Annotated in this window: 25 protein-coding genes; 10 read left to right on the plus strand and 15 right to left on the minus strand. The window is 68.9% G+C overall.

Features of this window, described 5'->3' with window-relative positions; all coding sequences use genetic code 11:
- Position 1: 1 nt before the first annotated feature.
- Complete coding sequence (locus tag AB0L91_RS09085) at positions 2-604, minus strand: NAD(P)H-dependent oxidoreductase (protein WP_357342496.1); 603 nt, start codon at positions 602-604, stop codon at positions 2-4.
- Between the two features lie 177 nt (positions 605-781).
- On the opposite strand from AB0L91_RS09085, the gene AB0L91_RS09090 reads away from it, so the two are divergent.
- Entirely contained in the window at positions 782-2,140 is a 1,359-nt protein-coding gene (locus AB0L91_RS09090) for an MFS transporter (RefSeq protein WP_365008484.1), read from the plus strand.
- A gap of 14 nt (positions 2,141-2,154) precedes the next feature.
- Here the strand turns inward: AB0L91_RS09090 and AB0L91_RS09095 are convergent, their stop codons facing one another.
- The 6 genes from AB0L91_RS09095 to AB0L91_RS09120 form a co-directional block, all read right to left on the minus strand.
- Entirely contained in the window at positions 2,155-2,451 is a 297-nt protein-coding gene (locus AB0L91_RS09095; protein WP_365008487.1) for a hypothetical protein, read from the minus strand.
- A 7-nt stretch (positions 2,452-2,458) separates the two neighbouring features.
- Positions 2,459-3,733 (minus strand): hypothetical protein, encoded by a 1,275-nt coding sequence (locus AB0L91_RS09100; protein ID WP_365008488.1) that lies wholly within the window; start codon positions 3,731-3,733, stop codon positions 2,459-2,461.
- Positions 3,734-3,741: 8 nt separating this feature from the next.
- On the minus strand, positions 3,742-4,032 hold the full coding sequence (locus AB0L91_RS09105) for a WXG100 family type VII secretion target (RefSeq protein WP_365008489.1): 291 nt from the start codon (positions 4,030-4,032) through the stop codon (positions 3,742-3,744).
- Positions 4,029-4,364 (minus strand): WXG100 family type VII secretion target, encoded by a 336-nt coding sequence (locus AB0L91_RS09110; protein WP_365008491.1) that lies wholly within the window; start codon positions 4,362-4,364, stop codon positions 4,029-4,031. The genes AB0L91_RS09105 and AB0L91_RS09110 overlap by 4 nt, the downstream gene beginning before the upstream one ends.
- 60 nt (positions 4,365-4,424) lie before the next feature.
- Positions 4,425-5,600 carry an Ig-like domain-containing protein gene (locus AB0L91_RS09115; protein WP_365008493.1) on the minus strand — a complete coding sequence of 392 codons (1,176 nt, stop codon included), beginning with the start codon at positions 5,598-5,600 and terminating at the stop codon, positions 4,425-4,427.
- Positions 5,601-5,763: 163 nt separating this feature from the next.
- Positions 5,764-6,855: a UDP-N-acetylmuramate dehydrogenase gene (locus AB0L91_RS09120; RefSeq protein ID WP_365011227.1), complete on the minus strand. Its 1,092-nt coding sequence runs from the start codon at positions 6,853-6,855 to the stop codon at positions 5,764-5,766.
- A gap of 40 nt (positions 6,856-6,895) precedes the next feature.
- Between AB0L91_RS09120 and AB0L91_RS09125 the strand changes: the two genes are divergently transcribed.
- From AB0L91_RS09125 to AB0L91_RS09135, 3 genes are read left to right on the plus strand one after another with little or no spacing between them, the layout of a single operon-like run.
- Positions 6,896-7,381: a DUF2505 domain-containing protein gene (locus tag AB0L91_RS09125; protein WP_365008494.1), complete on the plus strand. Its 486-nt coding sequence runs from the start codon at positions 6,896-6,898 to the stop codon at positions 7,379-7,381.
- Between the two features lie 58 nt (positions 7,382-7,439).
- Entirely contained in the window at positions 7,440-7,967 is a 528-nt protein-coding gene (locus AB0L91_RS09130) for a DUF2505 domain-containing protein (RefSeq protein WP_365008496.1), read from the plus strand.
- A 25-nt stretch (positions 7,968-7,992) separates the two neighbouring features.
- Entirely contained in the window at positions 7,993-8,793 is an 801-nt protein-coding gene (locus tag AB0L91_RS09135) for a class I SAM-dependent methyltransferase (RefSeq protein WP_355274086.1), read from the plus strand.
- Here the strand turns inward: AB0L91_RS09135 and AB0L91_RS09140 are convergent.
- Entirely contained in the window at positions 8,779-9,387 is a 609-nt protein-coding gene (locus AB0L91_RS09140; RefSeq protein ID WP_355274089.1) for a hypothetical protein, read from the minus strand. The genes AB0L91_RS09135 and AB0L91_RS09140 overlap by 15 nt on opposite strands.
- A 105-nt stretch (positions 9,388-9,492) precedes the next feature.
- On the opposite strand from AB0L91_RS09140, the gene AB0L91_RS09145 reads away from it, so the two are divergent.
- The gene (locus tag AB0L91_RS09145; protein ID WP_365008500.1) at positions 9,493-10,227 is read left to right on the plus strand and encodes a DUF2993 domain-containing protein; all 735 of its coding nucleotides are present in this window, start codon (positions 9,493-9,495) and stop codon (positions 10,225-10,227) included.
- A 5-nt stretch (positions 10,228-10,232) separates the two neighbouring features.
- Here AB0L91_RS09145 and deoC read toward each other — a convergent pair whose 3' ends face one another.
- Positions 10,233-10,904: a deoxyribose-phosphate aldolase gene (gene deoC / locus AB0L91_RS09150; protein ID WP_365008502.1), complete on the minus strand. Its 672-nt coding sequence runs from the start codon at positions 10,902-10,904 to the stop codon at positions 10,233-10,235.
- Between the two features lie 143 nt (positions 10,905-11,047).
- Between deoC and AB0L91_RS09155 the strand changes: the two genes are divergently transcribed.
- Positions 11,048-11,575, plus strand: coding sequence for an N-acetyltransferase (locus AB0L91_RS09155; protein ID WP_355274098.1), 528 nt, complete (start codon positions 11,048-11,050; stop codon positions 11,573-11,575).
- Positions 11,576-11,578: 3 nt separating this feature from the next.
- On the opposite strand, the gene purU is transcribed toward AB0L91_RS09155, so the two are convergent.
- The 6 genes from purU to AB0L91_RS09185 form a co-directional block, all read right to left on the minus strand.
- On the minus strand, positions 11,579-12,469 hold the full coding sequence (gene purU / locus AB0L91_RS09160; RefSeq protein WP_357342490.1) for a formyltetrahydrofolate deformylase: 891 nt from the start codon (positions 12,467-12,469) through the stop codon (positions 11,579-11,581).
- Positions 12,470-12,566: 97 nt separating this feature from the next.
- Complete coding sequence (locus tag AB0L91_RS09165) at positions 12,567-13,619, minus strand: alpha/beta hydrolase (protein ID WP_365008504.1); 1,053 nt, start codon at positions 13,617-13,619, stop codon at positions 12,567-12,569.
- Between the two features lie 89 nt (positions 13,620-13,708).
- The gene (locus AB0L91_RS09170; RefSeq protein WP_342800085.1) at positions 13,709-14,002 is read right to left on the minus strand and encodes a DUF2516 family protein; all 294 of its coding nucleotides are present in this window, start codon (positions 14,000-14,002) and stop codon (positions 13,709-13,711) included.
- A gap of 73 nt (positions 14,003-14,075) precedes the next feature.
- Positions 14,076-14,729, minus strand: coding sequence for a heparin-binding hemagglutinin (locus AB0L91_RS09175; protein WP_365008507.1), 654 nt, complete (start codon positions 14,727-14,729; stop codon positions 14,076-14,078).
- Positions 14,729-15,175 carry a helix-turn-helix transcriptional regulator gene (locus tag AB0L91_RS09180; RefSeq protein ID WP_071932013.1) on the minus strand — a complete coding sequence of 149 codons (447 nt, stop codon included), beginning with the start codon at positions 15,173-15,175 and terminating at the stop codon, positions 14,729-14,731. Before AB0L91_RS09180 ends, AB0L91_RS09175 begins: the two co-directional genes overlap by 1 nt.
- A 94-nt stretch (positions 15,176-15,269) precedes the next feature.
- The gene (locus tag AB0L91_RS09185; RefSeq protein WP_355274107.1) at positions 15,270-16,601 is read right to left on the minus strand and encodes a DUF445 family protein; all 1,332 of its coding nucleotides are present in this window, start codon (positions 16,599-16,601) and stop codon (positions 15,270-15,272) included.
- A gap of 107 nt (positions 16,602-16,708) precedes the next feature.
- Here AB0L91_RS09185 and AB0L91_RS09190 point away from each other — a divergent pair, with 107 nt between their 5' ends.
- The 4 genes from AB0L91_RS09190 to AB0L91_RS09205 all read left to right on the plus strand — a co-directional run bounded on the left by AB0L91_RS09190 (position 16,709) and on the right by AB0L91_RS09205 (position 20,999).
- Positions 16,709-17,536, plus strand: coding sequence for a TetR/AcrR family transcriptional regulator (locus AB0L91_RS09190; protein WP_365008511.1), 828 nt, complete (start codon positions 16,709-16,711; stop codon positions 17,534-17,536).
- A gap of 159 nt (positions 17,537-17,695) precedes the next feature.
- Entirely contained in the window at positions 17,696-19,114 is a 1,419-nt protein-coding gene (locus AB0L91_RS09195) for an AarF/ABC1/UbiB kinase family protein (protein ID WP_365008512.1), read from the plus strand.
- Entirely contained in the window at positions 19,111-20,370 is a 1,260-nt protein-coding gene (locus AB0L91_RS09200) for a saccharopine dehydrogenase NADP-binding domain-containing protein (RefSeq protein WP_357342485.1), read from the plus strand. The genes AB0L91_RS09195 and AB0L91_RS09200 overlap by 4 nt, the downstream gene beginning before the upstream one ends.
- Entirely contained in the window at positions 20,367-20,999 is a 633-nt protein-coding gene (locus tag AB0L91_RS09205; protein ID WP_365008516.1) for a class I SAM-dependent methyltransferase, read from the plus strand. Before AB0L91_RS09200 ends, AB0L91_RS09205 begins: the two co-directional genes overlap by 4 nt.
- Positions 21,000-21,026: the final 27 nt, after the last annotated feature.

The following is a 21,026-nucleotide window of genomic DNA, read 5'->3' on the forward strand; positions in this document are numbered from 1 at the left end:
ATCACTTCCCGTACGGGCGGACGGCGCGGGCGGCGCGCAGGGCTTCGGCCCACCAGATCAGCTGGTCGAGCAGGACCGCGGCGGCGGCTTCGGCGGCGTCCGGATCGGTCAGCGCGCCCGCGTCGTCGAATCTGCCCCAGGGGTTGGGGAGGGCGACCGAGTCGCGGACGGTGACCGCGTGCAGTTCGGCGAAGACCGGCCGCAGGTGTTCCACGGCCCGCAGCCCACCGGAGATGCCGCCGTAGGAGACGAAGCCGACCGGTTTCGCCTGCCACTCGGTGTGGTGGGTGTCGATCAGGTTCTTGAGGGTGCCCGGGTAGCTGTGGTTGTACTCGGGTGTCACCACGACGAAGGCGTCGGCGCGGGCGAGCTTGCCGGTGGCCTCGGCCACGGACGGATGCTCGGCGGTGGCGCCGAAGGCGCTGGGCAGTTCGACCCGACCGGTGTCGACCACGTCGACCTCGATCGTGTCGCGCAGCGACGCCAGCCGGACGAACCAGTCGGCGACCGTGGGACCGAAGCGCCCCTCCCTGGTACTGCCGATGACGACGACGACCCGCAGCGGGCGAATGGCGGTGCGGGCGTGCTCAACCGTGGCGCTCATGTGTTCCTCCGACTAGGTGGCGGCCGCGTGGCCGCCGCTGCGCACAACGGTGCTACCTCAACTTCCCTTCAGGTCAAGCGGAGACTTCCCACCCCTTGACCGGAATACCCCCCATGGGTATATAGTTGCATCAGTACGCAGATAACAGACCATGCATGTCCGGGAGGGACGACCATCATGACCACCTCACTGTTCGCCCACCGGGACTACCGCCTGCTGTTCACGGCGCAGGTCGCGGCCCTGTTCGGGACCGGGCTCACCACGGTCGCCCTCGGCCTGCTCGCCTACGAGCTGGCGGGCGGCAACGCCGCGATCGTGCTCGGCACCGCGCTGACGCTGAAGATGGTCGCCTACGTCATCGTCGCCCCGATCGCGGGCGCCTACGCGGGGCTCCTACCGCGCAGGCAATTCCTGATGGCGCTCAACGGCATTCGCGGCGGCATCGTGCTGGCGCTGCCGTTCGTCGACCAGATCTGGCAGATCTACGTGCTGATCACCCTGTTGCAGATCGCCTCGGCCGCCTACACCCCCACCTACCAGGCCGTGCTGCCGGACATCCTGCCCGACGAGCGCGACTACACGAAGGCGCTCTCGGCCGCCCAGCTGGCCGCGACCATGGAAACCCTGCTCAGCCCGATGCTGGCGGCGCTGGCGCTGAGCGTGATCAGCTTCCACTGGCTGTTCGTCGGCACCGGTATCGGCTTCGCGGTCTCGGTCGCCCTGGTACTGGCGGCGCGCATCCCGAACGCGGTGGTGGGCGACGGCGCGATCGGGCAGCGGCTCGCCGCCGGCCTGCGGCTGTTCGTGGCGACCCCGCGACTGCGCGGCCTGCTCGGCCTGAACCTGGTGGTCGCGGCCGCCGGCTCGGTGGTCATGGTCAACACCGTCAACTACGCCCGCGACGTGCTCGGCGGCGATCAGTCCGGCGTGGCGCTGCTGCTGGCCGCCAACGGCTTCGGCACGATGCTCGTCGCGCTGACCCTGCCCAAGATCCTGGACCGGCGCGGTGAACGTCCGGTGATGCTGTCCGGCGCGGCCGTGCTGGTCACCGGCCTCGTCGCCGCGATCACGCTGTCGACCACGAGCATCGGCGACTGGAGCTGGGCCGCCGCCCTGGCCACCTGGGCAACCATCGGCGTCGGCACCGCCCTGGTCCTCACGCCAACGGGCCGCGTCCTGCGCCGCTCGGCCCAGCCCGAGGATCGCCCGGCCATCTTCGCCGCCCAGTTCTCCCTGTCGCACCTCGCCTGGTTGATCACCTACCCGATCACCGGCTGGCTGGCCACCACCGCCGGCTTCACCACCACCTGGGTCACCCTGTCGGTCATCGCCGCCCTCGGCGCCGTCGCGGCGATCCGGCTGTGGCCCCGCCAGGATCCCACCGAGATCACCCACATCCACGAGCTCGGCACCGTCGACCCGGCCATCCTCACCGATGCCGTCGAAATCACCCCCGGCCGCTTCCAACACACCCACCCCTACGTCATCGACATTAACCACAGCCGCTGGCCCACCCGCGTCCCCGCCCCGGCCTGACTTCACGAGGGCTGTCAGTCACCGATGAACAGGAGATATCCGTTGGCGCGCAGCGCGATCGACGCCGTCCGACGCAGCAGATCGACAGCCGCCCGCTCGGCATCGGTCCCCACCTCGATCCGCTCGATTTGATCGAGAATCATTTCGAGTTGGTGCCGGTTGAACATGGTGTCGGCGTAGCGATAGACCCCCCGCAGCCAACTGGTCTCGGGCTGGGCCGCGCACAGCCGGAACAACGTTTCATCCGCATCGTCACCGAAGCGCTGCATTTCGGCGTGGTTCATGTCCTGCACAACGATGTCTAGAGCCACTTGATCACTACCCGTCTCCCTCTGGGTGCATCGTAATTATCGCACCGAACCTGTCTTGCACGACGATATACCGCTGCGTCGCAGCACCGCCAAGCATCTTCGACTCGTTGCCGATATATCGGTCGGGCACCGTGACCTCCCGTCGGTATGTGCCGTTACCCTGATAGATCGCCGGACTGTTCTTCGCAGCCTCGACTAGCTTGTAGGGGTCTTCGGTGGCGTAGAACGTGCTCTTCCGGTCCGTATTGAGTGGGCCATTCGGATAATGCTTGTCCCGCACATACCGCTCACTCGCAGTCGTCATTATGGGTGCCGGAATATCATTTTCGCCACCAGGCTTTTCGCCCGAGTCGGAATCGTCCTCCATCAATACGATCGGCAACGCTATGATGTTACGCAACTGCGAGGAGTGGAAGTCCAGGTCTGGCAATGCAGCGAACGGCAGGCTGGTCACCACGACGACGAAGCGGCTGGCCGTCACCGTCAGGTAGACCGGATCCTCTAGATCCTTACTGAAGATCGGTGCGGCACATTTGACCACTACCTTGGCCGATTCGATCGTGACCGTCACACTCGAAATCGCGGCCTCCAGTCGAGCTTTTATCGAGGTACGCAGCTTCTCCAGCGTATCGCGATAGTCGCCAACAGAGAACTCGATGATCTTGGAGGCACCGGCAATACCAATCGCCGCCTCCTGGAGCGTCTTCAATCGCACCAGAATGTCTTCGACATTGGCCTCGGTCGAATAGTCAAAATTGTAACCGATCTCCTTGATGCGATCTCCGGCATCCGCCAGATCAGGATGCAAGGCGTGCTCCAGCCACGCACTATCCTTTGCCCGCCGAAGTTTGTCGATGTCACCGTTGGGAATCGGTTCAACTTTCGACAGCCCCACGCCCTTGATTTCTATCCCATCACCATTCGACCCTTTGGCCATATGCTGTTCCGTGTACGGATTACCACTGGATGGAGAGGGAACTGGACGATCGGGATGCGGCAGAGTCTGGTTCGAGATATCCCAGTTGTATGCCATAGCCGCGAGCACGTCACCATACCGGGTCAACGCATCGGCAAGGAGGGTTCCTGTCGAAACCCATTTGATGGTTGCGGATTCGTACGCCGAAATCCACTGTTGCGAAGTGGAGTAGTCGCCAGCCATTCCTGTGCACGATCCGGTCAGTTCCTTGTGCAACGCACCGACCCGGAAGAGGACCGTCGTCGCCAGGTCGTGACACCCCTTCGCCGCCTTCTGGTAGTCCTTGGCATCGATGTCCCAGCCCATAGCCGCCCCTATGACATCTGACGGTTGAGATCGGCGGCTGCGACATAGCGGTCCCGCGCCTGTTGCGCCTTATTGCCCGCTGTCCGCACGTCAGCAACGAATCCTCTTGCTGCGGCCACCCATTGACGTTGGGCGTCGTCGAATGCCGCGGCGGCTACGCCACTCCAGCTATCCGCCAGAACCGCGGCGACCCGGCCGTCGAGACCGTCGAGCTGGTCCTCGAGGTACCCCGCCAAACCGGTCAACTGGGTGGCTACCTGCTCCAGCCGATCGATGTCGACACTAAATCTGCTGCTCACAGATTCAGGCTCGCCGTGCCCAGCTCGGCAGCGTTGTCGTTGTCGCGCCGCTGATAGCTGTCGACCGTCACACCGAGCGAACCAGCCAGGGCAGCCAGGGAATTCAGCAACCGAGTGCCCCCGTCGTACACAGCGGCCCACTCATCGCTGAAGGAGTTCGCGGCCGTGCCGGTCCAGCTGTCTGCGAGGCCATCGACCTCACGCCCGGCGGTATCGACAGCCGATCTCAATGTCTGGACCAGATCGGACAGATATTGTCCGAGGCCGCTTACCTGGTCGGATACGACAGATAGGCCGTCACCCGGATTTGAGGTCCCCCCAGAGGTGCTCACACCGGCCAATACTATTCGCAAATCGGCATGTTGGGCAGGCCGGAGAAGAGCGTGGGCGGCCTACCGCGGCGCGGCCACTCCAGTGGTGGGCGCCCCCGCGGGCAACGCCGACATGGACTGCCAGGTCGGCCAGTCGATGGCCCAGTCGTAGATGTCGCCGTCGGCCTGGGAGAGCTCGATGGAGGTGCCGGTGACCTCGACCGGGTCGCCGTAGCGGGCGGTCGGGAAGTAGGCCTGGGCGTCGGCGGGTGAGAGGTTGATGCAGCCGTTGGTCACGTTGGACGAGCCCTGGGCGGACAGGGATTCCGGATTGGCGTGGATGAATTCGCCGTTGTTGGAGATCCGGACGGCCCAGCGCTCGCGAACGTTGGTGTAGTACGGCGGATTCGACATCATGAAGTCCTCGTACTTCTCGGTGACCACGTGGGTGCCCGAGCGGGTGACGTTGCGCGGCTCGTTGCCCTCGCCGTAGGACACGGCGAAGTCGAAGACGGTGACGCCGTCGCGAACCACCTGCATGCGATGGCTCGGGGCGTTGGCGATGACGATCTGGCTGCGGCCGATCGTGAAGTCGGAGGTGAGGTCGGAGTCGCCGTACGCGCCGCCGCCGAGGTCGACGCCGTACAGCTTGGCCGCGACGTGCACGGTGGTGCCGGGGGTCCAGTAGTTCTTCGGCCGCCAGTGCACCCGCGAACCGCCGTCGTCGGGCAGCCACGCCCACGAGCCCTCGGTGCCCGGGTCGGTGGTGACGGTGAGCGCCTTCTCCACCGCTGCCTTGTTCGTCACCGGGCCGGTGAACTTGATGATGATCGGAGCGGCGATGCCGACCTCCTGGCCGTCACCGATATTGATCGTGGCCGGGATCGTGGACTTCGGTGTCAGCGTGCGGAAGGTGCCGTCGATCGGGACGGGCTTGCCGTCGGTACCGATCGCCGTGCCGGTCCAGGTGTAGGTGGCGTCGTAGCCGAGCGGCTCGGTGACCTGGTAGCTCGCGCGATCGGGGCCGAAGGTGCCCGCGACCTGCTTGCCGTTGGCGTTGGTGAGCGCGATCTGGTCGATCCGGCCGCCGTCGACTGTCACCGACACCGGGGTGACCGGCGCGACATCGGTCGCCCCCGCCGCAGGCGTCATGGTGACCCGCGCGACCGGCCCCGCCGGCGCGGCGTCGCCGCCGGACCGGTCGATCGTGCAGCCGGTCAGCACGACCAGCGCCGCCAGCAAGATCACCGCAACCACGGGGCGCCCGCGCCGAACACCCACGCCACCGCTGTCGGCGGCCAACGCGCGCCGGACATGCCGAACTGCCGTCCCGCGCGCACGCAACGAGGCGGTTACCGAAGGTTTGCTCACGGCATCGAATGTACGCCGGGCTACCGACCGCACCGCGGCGCCGCCGGGCTCAGAGGGTGAGGCCGACCGTCACCGGCTCCGGTTCCAGCGTCACGCCGAAACGGTCCTCGACGCCGGCGCGGACCGTGCGGGCCAGCGCGGCGATGTCGGCGGCGGTGGCCGCGCCGCGGTTGGTCAGCGCGAGGGTGTGCTTGGTCGAGAGCCGGGCCGCGGCCTGCTCGCCGGGGAAGCCCTTGGCGAATCCGGCGCGTTCGATCAGCCAGCCCGCCGAGAGCTTGGTGCCGTCGGGCGCGGGGTAGGTCGGCACCGACACCTCGCCGAGGTGCGCGGTGATGGCCGCCAGGACCTGCGGCAACCGGTCCTCGGCGACGACGGGGTTGGTGAAGAACGAGCCGGCGCTCCAGGTGTCGTGGTCGGCGGAGTCGAGCACCATGCCCTTGCCGGCGCGCAGCCGCAGCACCTCCGCGCGCACCGCCGCGGCCGGGCGGGACTCCCCGTCGCCCGCGCCGAGCACCTTGGCCAGTTCGCCGTAGCGCAGCGGCGCGCTCAGCCCGGACGGGTCGAGCCCGAATTCCACCGCCAGCACCACCGCGACGTCACTGTGCTTGAGCACGCTGGTCCGGTAGGCGAAGCCGAGTTCGCCCGGCTCGGCCCAGCGGACCTCACCGGTCGTGCGGTCGAGCAGCCGCACCCGGCGCAGCAGCGTGGACACCTCGGCGCCGTACGCGCCGACGTTCTGCACCGGCGTCGCCCCGGCCGAGCCGGGAATCCCCGACAGGCATTCCAGTCCGCCCAGGCCGGCCGCCACCGTCGCCGCGACGACCTCGTCCCAGTTGGCGCCCGCCTCCGCGAACACACTGTCGGCACCGATCCGCACGTCGGTGGTCGCCACCCGGACGACGACCCCGTCGAAGCCGGCGTCGTCGATGAGCAGGTTCGACCCACCCGCGATCAGCAGCACCCGGATACCGGCCGTGTCCAGCGCCGACACCGTGGCGATCAGCGCCTCCGTGGTGCCGCACTCGGCGACCAGCGCCGGCCCGCCGACCCGCAGGGTGGTCAGTTCGGACAAACGCACCGATTCCCGCACCACCGCGCCGGTATCGGCGAGGAGGTCACGCACCTGATCGGCGGACACCACCTGTGTTGTTCCCACGTTTGAAGACGGTAGCCTGTCGCGCATGGCTACACCTCTGGCGTACACGGCTCGCTACACCAAGCCGGTCGCGGCCGTGCGCGCGGCGTTCTCCGACGAGCAGTACTGGAAGGCCCGTATCGAAGAGGTCGGCGGACCCGGCGCCCGGCTGGATTCCTTCAGCGGCACGGGTGACCAGGTGCGCGTGCAGATGGTCCAGTCGATCCCCGCCGATCAGCTGCCGCCCGCGATCACCGCGGTCCGCCCCGGCGACCTGGTGATCCCCCGCACCGAGAGCTACACCGGCACGACCGGCACCATCGAAGCCCACGTCGACGGCGCGCCCGCGAAGGTCAACGCCACCGTCACCCTGACCGACGAGGGCACCGGCTCGGTCGTCACGATCAGCGGCACCATCGAGGTGAAGATCCCGCTGTTCGGCGGCAAGATCGAGGCCGCGATCTCCGAGCACCTGCTCGAGCTGCTCGGCAACGAGGCGGGCTTCACCGAGCAGTGGCTCGCCACCCACTGACCCGCGCAGCCACCGGCCCGGGGCGCCCGTTTCGAGCGCCCCGGTAACCTGTTCCCTCATGGCACGTCGACTTGACTACTCCGCCCGCTACCCGCTGCACACCACCGAAGAGCTCTACGCGGCGCTGCAGAGCAGGGATTACTGGGAAGCGCGCGTCGCCGAGATGCGGAAGTACTCCCCGCACAACGAGGTGATCAGCCACGAGGTGAGCGACTCCGGCATCGAGGTGGTGCTGGCGCACACCCTGCCGCGCGAGATGCTCCCCGAGATCGCCCAGACGGTGATGCGCAAGGACATGGTCATCACCCGCAAGGAGAGCTGGGGCCGGTTCGACCACGACGAGACCGAGGGCCGCTTCGCCGCGTCCATCCCGGCCGGTCCGGGCAGCCTCACCGGTGACATCCGGCTGTTCCCCACCGAGACCGGCGCCACCATGCGGTTCTCCCCCACCGCCAAGGTGTTCATCCCGATGGTCGGCCCGCGCCTGGAGCAGCTGATGCTGGTGAACCTGGTCGACCTGTTCCGGGCCGAGCAGGAGGAGACCTCGCGCTGGCTGGAAGAGGCCGCCGCGAAGAAGTCGGTCTGACCCACCCGCAGGAGAGACGACCGCCGTGGACCGCAAACGACCGGCACCGGTCGGCACGATCACCCGCGGCACCACCGGCGTCAACCGCCTGCGCCGCAGCGACCGCTGGCTGACCAACGACGACCTGGTGACCGACCGCCTGCGCGCGGCCGCCGATCCGCTGGTCGTCGACCTCGGCTACGGCGCCGCGCCATGGACGACGTTCGAACTGGCCGCCCGGCTGCGCACCGTCCGTCCCGATCTGCGGGTGGTCGGGCTCGAGATCGACCCGGCCCGGGTCGTCGACGGCCGCGACGGCGTGCGCTTCGCCCGCGGCGGCTTCGAGCTGGCCGGGCTGCACCCGGTGCTGGTCCGCGCGTTCAACGTGCTGCGCCAGTATCCGGAGGACGCCGTGCCCGACGCCTGGGCGCGGATCCGGTCGAACCTCGCGCCCGGCGGCCTGTTCGTCGACGGCACCTGCGACGAGCTCGGCCGCCGCTGCGCCTGGGTGCTGCTCGACCGGCAGCGCCCGCTGTCGCTGACGCTGGCCTGGGACCCGTTCACCGTCGAGCGTCCGTCCGATATCGCCGAGCGGCTCCCGAAAGTGCTGATCCACCGCAACATTCCGGGCGAACCGGTGCACGCGCTGCTCACCGCGGCCGACCGCGCCTGGGACCGGGTGGCGGCGCTGGCGCCGTACGGTCCGCGCGTCCGCTGGCGTGGCGCGGCGGAGCTGTTGCGCGAGAGCGGGTTTCCGGTGCGGGCGTACCGGCGCCGGATGCGCGACAACGTGCTGTCGGTGCCGTGGCCCGTGGTCGCGCCGAACGGCTGGTCAGACGCCGGTTAACGCCCGGCGCACCCGGGCGGCCGCGCGCGGGGCGAGTTGCTGTCCACCCCACCAGATCTCGTCGATATCGCAGCGGTGGATGGCGATCGCGTCGGCCACCACCTCGTCCAGCGCCGACTGCGAGATCTCGGTCTCGGCCAGATCGAGCACGGTACGCACCGGCGTGGTGACCAGGAACGGCCCGGCCGATTCGACATCGGGCCCGTCCAGCTTGCGCCGGGTGAGCACCAGGCGCGGCGTCACCGGCGGGCGCCCCGCCGACACCGACAGATGCAGGAACCGCGGCTGCAACCGGCCGATCCCGTGCAGCTCGGCCGCGCTCTGATACGACACCGCCGCGGCGCCGTCGAACCAGGCCGCCCACATCGCGTACTCGTCGAGCGGTCCGGCCCGCCACTGCGCCAGCCGCATCATGCCGACGCCGGCCCTGGTCACCGATCCGTCCCCGAGCGCCGCTCTGACCTGCAGTTCACAGCCGGTTCGCAACACCTGACGGGTCGTGAAGAAGCCCGCGTGCCGACCGGCGAGCCGCCGCAGCACACGCCACCGATGATCCGCCGTCCCCTGCACCCGGCGCACACCCTCGCCAGTCATGGATCAAGGCTACGCCCGGTGAAGTGCTCCAGGTCACACTTTGCTGCGAAGGCTTTCACGCCCTCCTCAGAGCAGACACAGAAAGATCCGGAAGAATCCGATGCCATGACCACGCAGACACCCCAACGCCCCAAGGTAGGTCGGCGCACGCTGGTGATCGCCTTGGTCGTGGTCGCCGCGCTGCTGGTGGCCGCGATCGTGGGCACCGAAGCCTATGCCCGCCATCAGATCTCGCGCTGCATCAGCAGCTCGTTCGAGCAGCAGATGGGCTCGAGCATCGACGTGGGCTTCGGCCCGAAGCCGATGCTGCTCACCTACCTCGACGGCAAGGTCGGCTCGGTCACCATCGACAGCGAGGACAACAAGTTCGGTCCCGCGGTCGGCATGGTGGTGCACGCGGAGTTCGACGACATCGAGCTCACCGACCGCGGGCGCGGCGGCGGCACCATCGGCAGCTCCTCGGCCGAGGTGACCTGGAACAACGACGGCATCCAGCAGACCCTCGGCGGCATGGTCAGCGGCGTGACCTCCTCTCGCACCACCGGCGTGCTCACCCTCGACGTGATCGGCGGCCTGGCCCAGCTGCAGGTGCAGCCGATGGTCCGCGACGGCAATGTCGTGGTGGAGACCAAGTCGGCGCAGCTGCTCGGCATCGGCCTGCCCACCGACCTGGTGCAGGGCATCGTCGAGACCTTCACCCAGAGCCTGCAGAGCTACCCGCTCGGCCTGCGGGCGCAGGAGGTGCGGGTCACCGACGACGGCGTCACCGTGCTGCTCGCGGGCGGCAAGACCACGCTCGAGTCCGCGCCCAACGGTCAGCAGGCCGAATTCACCTGCTGATGGCGTCAGCCGGGGAAACCGTCGAGCACCGCGGCGGACTTGGACAGCCCGAGCCGGGTGGCGCCCGCCGCGATCATCGCGGCCGCGTCCTCGGCGGTGCGGATACCGCCACTGGCCTTGACCCCGAGGCGGCCGCCGACGGTCTCGGCCATCAGCCGCACCGCGTGCACGCTGGCCCCGCCCGCCGGGTGGAAGCCGGTGGAGGTCTTCACGAAATCGGCGCCGCCCTCCTCGGCGGCCCGGCACGCGCCGACGATCGCCTCGTCGGTGAGCGCGGCCGATTCGATGATCACCTTGAGCACCGCGCCGCGATCGGTCGTCGCCTCGCGCACCGTGATGACGTCGGTGAGCACGGCGTTGAAGTCACCGGCCAGCGCGGCGCCCACGTCGATGACCATGTCGACCTCGGCCGCCCCCTGCTCGACCGCGAAACGCGCTTCAGCACCCTTGACGAGCGAATGGTGTTTGCCGGACGGGAAGCCGGCGACGGTCGCGACGACCAGCCCGGGAGCCCGCACCGGCAGCATCGAGGGCGACACGCAGATCGCGTACACGCCGAGCTTGCGCGCCTCGGCGATCAGCTCCTCGACCTGGGCCGGAGTGGCTTCGGGGGCGAGCAGGGTGTGATCGATCATCGCGGCCACGTCGGCCCGGGTCAGCGGTGTCGAGACGGTCATGGACTCGAGCATGACACACCGCAACACGGCGGCCGCCGCGCAGGCCGCCACGTAAACAGCGTTGCGCGGGTCTACCCAAATCCGGGAGACTTAAGCGTGGCGGTTTTCGACCGGCGCCGGCCGCCGAGGATACGGAGACGATTGTGCTGATCCGTCGAGAGACCCCTGCGGACGCCGCGGCCATCGCCGCCATCCACCGCGACGCCTTCACCCCCCACTACGCCGACGACCCGTCGATCACCGAACCACCCGAGGTGGCACTCGTCGACGCGCTGCGCACCGACGAATCGTGGATGCCGACGCTGTCACTGGTCGCCCTCGAATACGAGACGGTCGTCGGGCACCTGTGCCTTACCAGGGCCGGGATCGGCCCGTTCCCGGTGCTCGCGCTCGGCCCGCTCGGCGTCGATCCCGACCATCAGAAGACCGGGGTCGGTTCGGCACTGATGCACGCCGCGCTCGGCGCGGCCGACGCGCTCGACGAATCGGTGGTCGGCCTGGTCGGCAACCCCGACTACTACGCCCGCTTCGGATTCGTGCCCGGCGCTCGGCTCGGCATCGTGCCGGACGAGGCCGACTGGGCCGAGTTCTTCCAGGTGCGCCCGCTGACGGCCTACGACCCGGCCGTCACCGGCGAATTCCGTTACCCGGCACCGTTCTACGACCTCTGAGGACTACTCGAAGACGACCGTGCGGCGGCCGTGCACGAGCACCCGGCCCTCCAGGTGCCAGCGCAGGCCGCGGGCCAGCACGACCCGCTCGATATCGCGGCCCTGCCGCACCATGTCGCGCACGTCGTCGGCGTGGTCGACCCGGATGACGTCCTGCTCGATGATCGGCCCCGCGTCCAGCTCGGCCGTGACGTAGTGGCAGGTCGCGCCGATCAGCTTCACGCCGCGGGCATAGGCCTGGTGATACGGGCGCGCGCCGACGAACGACGGCAGGAAGCTGTGGTGGATGTTGATCGCCCGGCCCGCCCAGTGCTCGCACAGCTCGGCGGGCAGCACCTGCATGAAGCGGGCGAGCACGACGGCGTGCGGATCGTGCCCGTCGACGAGGTCGCGAACCTGCTCGAAGGCCGGGCCGCGCTCGGCCGGGTCCTTCGGGAACGGCACGTAGTGGAACTTCACGCCGTGCGCCTCGGTCATCCCGGCCAGGTCGGGGTGGTTGCCGATGACGGCCTCGATGGTGGCGGGCAGCTCGCCCGCGGCCGCGCGCCCGAGCAGGTCGTGCAGGCAGTGGCCGTCCTTGCTGACCAGCAGCACCGCCCGCCGCGGCGCCCCGGAGTCGTGCAGCTGCCAGTCGGTCTCCGGACCGAACTCGGCGGCCACCTCGGCGAAGCGGGCGCGCAGCTCGTCGATGCCGAACGGCACCGTCGCGGCCTTGACCGCCTGCCGGGTGAAGAACCAGCCGATGTCACCGTCGGAGTGGTAGCCGGCCTCCACGATCGAGCCGCCGAATTCGGCGATGAACGAGGAGATCCGGGCGATGATGCCCGGCCGGTCCGGGCAGCCCAGGGTCAGCACGAACCGGCGGTCATCCGAGGTCACAGGGGCAGAACTCATGCCTTCGCCTCGCTGGCGCTCGGCTTCGGCATTCGCTCCGCGCGCTGGCACATGATTCGCTCGCTGCGCTCACTCATGCGCCCATCCTCGCAGGCGCTCAGCTCACCGCGTACACAGGCTCACGCACGGCGGCCATGACCCCGGCCAGTTCGGCGTTGAAGAGGTCGTGCCGTTCGACGTTGCCGAGATGGCCGGTCGGCAGCACCTTGTGCCCGGCCAGCGTGCCCGCGCGGCGCAGCAGCGTGGCGATGCGCTCGGCGTGCAGCGGCGGGGTGAGGTCATCGCGGTCGCCTGCCAGCACGGTGGTGGGCACCGAGAGGTTGGCGGCCGCGTCGCCCAGGTCGAGTTCGGTGAGGACCAGGCCCCAGCGCGAGCGTGACAGCGACGGACAACCGCGGACCACCGAGAGCGCGTAGTCGAGCGTCTGGCGCGGGGTGTCGAGGGTCATCACCTGGCGGGCGAAGATCCAGCGCACCGGCCTGATCGGCGGGAACAGCACAGGGGTGCCGAGGATGACCTTGCCAAGCCAGTCCGGCGTCGGCAGATGCCTGCCGCCGAGCAGCCGCAGCGGCCGGTTGAGGCCGGGGACCATGGTGGAGACCTCGACGAGCGAGTGCGCGCCGGTGTTGGTGAGCACCACCGCGGCGGCCTGGTCGGCGACGCGCTCGGCGTAGCGGCCCGCCCAGGAGATGAGCGTCATGCCGCCCATGCTGTGGCCGACGAGCACGGCCCGCTGGCCGGGCAGCAGCACGGCGTCGAGGACGTCGGCCAGGTCGTCGGCGAGCAGGGTCTGGCTCGGCTTGGCGTAGCCGTTGGTGCTCTCACCGTGGCCGCGCTGGTCGTAGGCGACCACGCGGTACTCGCCGGCGAAGGCGTTGATCTGGGCGTTCCAGTACTCGATGGAGCAGGTCCAGCCGTGCACCAGCACCATGACCGGCGCGTCGACGGGCCCGTAGGCGTGCACCCGCAGCCGGGCGCCGTCGGCGGTGACCACGGGGATCACCTCGGCGGGCACGGTCGGCGGATCGAACGCCGCGATCCCGTGGGTTCGGGTCCGCAGATCGGCCCGGTGGGCCGCCAGGGTGGTCTTGACCACGAGGGACGCGGAATCGACCAGGTTCAGCAGAGCCGTCGGCAGCTTTGCACGCATCGGCACACTCCTTTGTGTTACTGCCAGATACAGTAACACCGCGTACCGCTAACCGCGAGGGATCGGCGCCGGGAATCCGGCGCGCGTCGTCACCAGCGCGGGCCGCGCTGCACCTCGTCGACCTTGGGGCGCACATCCGCGAGGTAGACACCCGTCGCGATGATCGCGATGAACGAGGTCAGCATGCCGAAGCCGGCGATGCCGAGCAGCAGGAAGACCAGCGCGCCCGCGAGGATCGCCAGCCAGATCGGCTTGGTCATCTTGTCGACCGCCGTGAAGGCGTCCGCGCGCTGCCGCACGGCGTGGATCAGCGCGAAGACCGTCGCGCCGAAGGCCGCCACCCACAGGGCCAGCAGGATCAGCGACGTCAGACCGTTCACCATGTTCACTCCCCCATCATACGAACAGCGGCCCCGCTCACCACTGGTGCGCGGGGCCGCTGTTCGCGGTAGAAGATCAGGCCTTCTTGGGGGCGGCCTTCTTCGCGGGGGCCTTCTTGGCCGGGGCCTTCTTGGCGGCGGGCGCCTTGGCGGCCGGAGCCGGGGCGGGCTCCTCGGTGCTCACGGCGACGACCTCGGCGTCGACGACAGCCGCGACCTCGTCGGCGACGGTCTCGGCCTCGGCCTTGCCACGGCCCAGCAGGTCGGTGACCTTGGCGAGGGCATCCTCGGCACGGGCGGAGGCGTCCTTGTACAGGCTCTCCACGCGGCCGATCTGCTCGTCGACGGCCTGGTTGGCGCGCAGCCGGTCGACGGTCTCCTCACCGCGGACGGCGAGGTCGGCGTAGATGTCGAGCGCCTGGCGGTAGTACTGCTCGGCCAGCTTGCGCAGCTCCTCCGGGGTGAACTTCTCGCGCAGGTCGGCGAGGTCCTCCGGCAGCTCCGACGGCAGGCCGGCGATGCGCTCGCGCAGGGTCTCGAACTGGGCCTGCACGTCGGCGGGCACGTTGGCGATGCGCTCACGGGCCTCGTCGACCCGGGCCTGGACGTCGGTGGCGCCGACGCGACCACGGACGTCGGCGACGACGTCGTTCACGGCGGTGTAGAGGGCGTCACCCGCGCCGACGGTGGCGAACAGCGGCTTGGTCACGGTAGCGGTCTTCTCGGTCATCAGTCTTCGTTCTCCTGGCGTGGCGGAGTGTCAGTTGTCGTGAACGAAACGTCGCTGTCCCGTTCGATCCCCCCTGAGCCGGTTTCTTCCCCGTTTTCCCGGCGAAACGACTCATAGATTTCCAGCAACACCTGTTTCTGCCGCTCGGTCACCGAAGTGTCCGCGAGCAGGGCGTCCCTGACCGGGCTGTGCGGACGCTGCTCGAGATATCCGGCCCGCACATACAACACCTCCGAGGACACCCGCAGCGCCTTGGCGATCTGCGCGAGTACTTCGGCGGAAGGGTTGCGCAATCCGCGTTCGATTTGGCTCAGGTACGGATTGCTCACCCCCGCCAGTGCGGCGAGCTGACGTAAGGACACCTGCGCTGCTTCACGCTGGGACCTGATGAACCCTCCGATGTCTTGTGCCGCGTGCGCTACACGTCCCTCGGGCTGGTCTGCCATCACTCACCTTCTGGCGGTTGTACGGTCAATACTAAATCAGGGTGCTAGCTATTGCAAGCACTTCTGTTAGCACAGGTTCGGCTAACGGTTCGGCTCAGTGGAACAACAACTGCGAGATCGTGTAGATGGCCAGGCCTGCCAGCGCGCCGACGACCGTTCCGTTGATCCTGATGAACTGCAGATCCCGGCCGACCTGCAGTTCGATCTTGCGGCTCGCCTCGTCGGCGTCCCAGCGCGCGACGGTGTCGGTCACCAGGGTCGTGATCTCGGCCGAGTAGTTACCGACCAGATAGCGGGCGCCGCGATCGATCCAGCCGTCCACCTTGCCGCGCATGGCCGGGTCGTCGCGCAAGCGTTCACCGAGCTGCTGCACATTCTCGGCCACCTTGCGGCGCAACGTGGAATCGGGGTCCTCGGCCGACTCCAGGATCAGCCGCTTGGCCGCGCGCCACGTCGCCTCGGCCATGCCGGTGATCTGCTCGCGGCCCATGATCTCGGCCTTGACCTTCTCCGCCTTGGCGATCATCGCGTCGTCGTGCTGCAGGTCGTCGGCGAAATCCTGGAGAAAGCGATCGGCGGCCTTGCGCAGTTCGTGGTCGGGATTCGAGCGCACCTTCCAGGTGAACTCGACCAGCTCCCGGTAGATCCGCTCGGACAGCAACGTGTTGACGAACTTCGGCGCCCACTGCGGCGCGTCCCGCAGCACGATCCGGTCGATCGTCTCCTGCGAACCCAGCGCCCACTGATGCGCGCGCTCGGCCAGCAGATCGATCAGCGGCAGCTGGCGATTGTCGGCGATCATCTCCGAGAGCACCCGGCCGATCGGCGGACCCCACAGCGGTTCGGCGATCCGCTTGACGATGGTGTTGTCGATGATCTGCTCGACGTCCTCGTCGCGCAGCACGCCGACCACCGCGGTCAGGATGGTCGCGCTCTCCTGCGCCACCCGCGCCGCGTGGCCGGGGTCGGCCATCCAGGTCCCGACGCGCAGCGAGATCTGCGCCGAGTCCAGGCGCGCCGACACCACGTCCGGCGCGAGGAAGTTGGTGCCGACGAAGGCGCCCAGGCTCGACCCGAGCTGGTCCTTCTTCTTGCGGATGATCGCGGTGTGCGGGATCGGCAGCCCCAGCGGGTGCTTGAACAGCGCGGTGACCGCGAACCAGTCGGCCAGCGCGCCGACCATGCCCGCTTCGGCGGCGGCCCGCACATAGCCGACCCACTCGCCACCGCCGCCGCGCGATTCGAGCCAGCGGCAGAACAGGTACACGACGCTGGCCACCACGAGGAACCCGGTGGCCAGCGCTTTCATCTTGAAGAGGTCACGTTTCTTGCCCGCCTCGTCGGTCATGACCGCGAAACCCGCTGGTCGCGCGGCGGGCTCGGTGCGCGGCGCGAGAACCGCCGTGTTGCCGGGAGCTTTCTCCATAGCCCCCATTCTGCTGTGCCCGTCGCGAGCGCGCCGCCGCGAACCCGCGTGGCGACCACAGAACCGCCCGGTTTGTCTTACGCGCGGGTAGACCAGCGGTGTGGTAAATGCCGCAACCTCGGCCAAACGAGCGCTACCCCACACCGGCGCGCCTAAGCTGTAGAACCAGAGACGCCACATCGATTAAGGGGGCTGTTCTGTCCACCGAAGACCTTGTCGAGATCGGCGAGCAGACCGGTCGCGCCACCGTACGCGGCGGCGGTCCTGTCGACGGCCGCAAACGGCGGTGGCGGCAGCACAAGATCGACCGGCGCGAAGAGCTGGTCGACGGCACGCTCAACGCCATCCGCGCGCGCGGCAGCCAGGCGGGCATGGACGAGATCGCCACCGAGATCGGCGTGTCCAAGACCGTCCTGTACCGCTATTTCGCCGACAAGAACGACCTCGTGCACGCCACCATGCAGCGGTTCATCGAGACCACGCTGCTGCCCCGCGTCTACGGCGCGATCAACCTCGACGCCGACGAGTACCAGCTGGTGCGCGCCGCGATGACCCAGTACGTCGGCACCGTCGACGACGACCCCGAGGTCTACCGGTTCATCATGAGCAACTCCGCGGGCGACAAGTCCTCGCTGGCGGAGTTCGAACGGCTCTTCGCCGAGGTGGTCGCGGCCGTGCTGGTGGATCGGGCCGGCGCCAAGGGCGTCCGCACCGACGGCGCGATGCTGTGGTCGTATGTGCTGGTCGGCGGCATCCAGCTGGCCACGCACTGGTGGACGACCACCGAGAAGGCGATGCCGCGCCAGGACGTCATCGACTACCTGACCATGATGGCGTGGTCGGTGATCGAGGGTGTCGCCAAGGCCGGCGGGTCGCCCGAATACTTCACCTCGCAGGACCACCAACTCCCCGAGAGCCCCGTTCAGCCCTCCTGACCGGGCGATCCGCGCGTTCGCCGGAGCCGGGCTCGACATCGCGGCTCGGTTCGTTACGCTGAACCGAGCGGGGCGCTGTGGCTTGCGTCACCGCGGGTGGTCGCGCGCGCTGTAGGGGCGGTGACCGCCCTGCGCGTCGGCACCAACGGAGGTACCTCGATGGCGAAAAACGTGCCGACATCCCGGCTTGCTCGCGGGACGAAGCTGGGGGCAGTAGCGGCGAGCTCGGTGATCCGCTCGAAGAAGACCAGGCTGTCCATGCGCGGGCGGTCCGAGGCCGTGCGCGCCCGGATGGCCGAGGAGTCGATGATCCGCACCACCGAGCAGGTGGTCATGGTGCTGGGCACCATGAAGGGCGTGGCCATGAAACTCGGCCAGATGATGTCGGTGCTCGATCTGGACCTGGTGCCGCCGGATCATCGCGACCGGTTCCAGCAGCGGCTGGCCGTCCTGCGCAACGCCGCCCCGACCGTCTCGTTCGAGGCGATGCGCGCGGTCGTCGAGGAGGACTTCGGCCGCCCGCTGACCGAGGTGTTCGCCGAATTCGACCCCGAGCCGATCGCGGCCGCCTCGATCGGCCAGGTGTACCGGGCCACCCTGCACGACGGCCGGGCCGTCGCGGTGAAGGTCCAGTACCCCGGCGTCGACGTCGCGGTGCGCGCCGATCTGAAGAACCTGACCATGTTCCGCCGGGTGCTGGCCTCGGCGATGCCGTGGATCACCCCGGCCGTGCTCGACGAGCTGAAGCTCAACATGGAGGCCGAACTCGACTACGTGGCCGAGGCCGTCACCCAGTCCGAGATCGCGCACCTGTACCGCGACCACCCGTTCATCGTCGTCCCCGACGCGGTGCGCGAGCTCACCACCACCCGCGTGCTGGTCAGCGAGTTCATCGAGGGCACCGGCTTCGAGGACATCCGGAATCTGCCCGCCGCCGAGCGCGATCGGGTCGGCGAGATCATCTACCGCTTCTACGTCGGCTCGCTGTTCACCTTCAACGAGTTCTGCGGCGACCCGCATCCGGGCAATGTGCTGCTGGCCCGCGACGGCCGGGTGGCCTTCCTCGACTTCGGGCTGTTCAACCGCATGGACCCCAAGCTCGTGCACTTCGAGATCCTGTGCCTGCGCGCCGCCGCCGAGGACCGCGCGGAAGACCTGCGGCAGTTGATGATCGACCGTGGCGTGATCGATTCGCCGGACGAGATCGGCGCCGAGGAGTGTCTCGAGTACGTGCTCGCCGCCTCCGAATGGTGCCTGGTCGACGAGGAACTGACCATCACCCCCGAGCTCGCCAGCGGGGCGTTCCTGCTGGCCGTCGACCCGAGGGCCAGCGAGTTCACCGGCATGAAGCAGCAGAACCTGCCGCCGGAGCACCTGTTCTCCCGCCGGGCCGACTTCCTCACCTTCGGCATGCTCGGCCAGCTCGACAGCACCAACAACTGGCACCTGATCGCCCGGGAATGGCTCTACGACGAGCCGCCGGTCACCGAACTCGGTCTGGCCCACCGCGATTGGCTCGCCACCCATCCGCCGAAACCGGCGAAGAAGCCGCGCGCCCGCAAGGCGAGCACTCGATGAAAGGCGCCCCTGTGCCGCAGTCCCGCGAATTCGACCTGATCCTGTTCGGCGCGACAGGTTTCGTCGGCAAACTCACCGCCGAATACCTGCTCACCGCCGCCCCCGCCGACGCCCGGATCGCGCTGGCGGGCCGCTCGGCCGACAAACTCGCCGCCGTGCGCGCCGACCTCGGCCCCGCCGCGGCCGGGTGGGAACTGGTTCTCGCCGATTCGAACGATCCGGCCTCGCTCGCCGCGATGGCCGAGCGGACCAAGGTCGTGGTGACCACGGTCGGTCCGTACCTGCGCTACGGGCTGCCGCTGCTGGGCGCGTGTGCCACCGCGGGCACCCACTACGCCGACCTCACCGGTGAGCCGCTGTTCATCCACGACGCCATCGAGCAGTTCGAGCAGGTCGCCGTGGACTCCGGCGCCAAGATCGTGAATTCCTGTGGCTACGACTCGATTCCGTCGGACCTGAGCGTCTACGAGCTCTACCGCGCCACCGTCGCCGACGACACCGGCGAACTGGAGGACACCACCCTGGTGGCCTACCTCAAGGGTGGGATGAGCGGCGGCACCATCGATTCCGGCCGCGCCATGATGGAGGACATCGCCGCCGATTCCGGCCGCGGCAAGATCCTGGCGCACCCGTACTCGCTGAGCCCCGATCGCTCGATGGAGCCCGACGTGGGCCGTCAGTCCGATCAGGCGCTGGCCCGCGCCGACAGCATCGATCCGAGCCTGGACGGCTGGGTCACCACGTTCATCATGGCCTCGCACAACACCAAGGTCGTGCGCCGCACCAACGGCCTGCTCGGCTGGGCCTACGGCAAGCAGTTCCGCTACCGCGAGGTGATGAACGCGGGCCGCTCGGCGGCGGCGCCGCTGGTAGCGGCGGGTATCGCGGGCGGCATCGTGGCGGGCATGGCCTCGGGCGCGGTGCTCTCGCGGGTCTCGTTCGGCCGCAAGCTGCTCGACCGGATCCTGCCCAAGCCGGGCACCGGCCCCAGCGAAAAGGCCCGCCTCAGTGGCTGGTTCACCATGAAGACCTTCGCCCGCACCAGCTCCGGCGCCAAGTACCAGGCCACCTTCTCCGGCACCGGTGACCCCGGCTACCAGGCCACCGCCGTGCTGCTCGGCCAGGCGGGCCTGAGCCTGGCCTTCGACGAACTCCCGCCGCGCGCCGGCATTCTCACCCCCGCCTCGGCCATGGGCGAAGCACTCACCGAACGGCTGCGCGGCGCCGGCATGACCATCGAGGTCGCGCGGCAGTGAACCTGGCCCGCAAGACCATGAACGCGCCCGCGCTGGCCGCGGTCTACGAGCACGCGTGGCGACCCACGCTGTTCTACCTCGCCAGCGGCCGCACCACCGGCAGCGATCGGCGCGAGGCCGTCGACACGCTGCGGCTCGGCGGCAGCAAGAAGGTGCTCGACCTCGCCTGCGGCCCCGGCAATTTCACCCGGTACCTGAGCGAGTTCCTGGCCGGTGACGGCTTCGTCACCGGCCTGGACTACTCCGAGCCGATGCTGACCAAGGCCGCCGCCGACAACGCCGGCCCCCGGGTCGGCTACGTCCGCGGTGACGCGCGGGTGCTGCCCTTCGCCGACGGAACCTTCGACGCCGTCTGCTGTTTCGGCGCCCTGTACCTGATCCCGGATCCGATCGCGGCCACCCGCGAGATGATCCGGGTGCTCGCGCCGGGCGGCCGGATCGCGATCACCACCAGCTACCGCGAGGACAACCTGTTCGGCCGGGCCAGCACCATGGCCGCGGGCCTGAGCGGGCTGCGGCTGTTCGACCGCGATACCTTCCCGCGCCTGTTCGCCGAGGCCGGATTGATCGAAATCGACCAGCGCGTGCACCGTTTCATGCAGTACGTCGACGCCACCCGGCCCGCCTGAGCCTGATCGGGGTTGCCCGGCGGTAGC

It is taken from the genome of Nocardia sp. NPDC051833 (assembly GCF_040681225.1).
Classification (GTDB): Bacteria; Actinomycetota; Actinomycetes; order Mycobacteriales; family Mycobacteriaceae; genus Nocardia.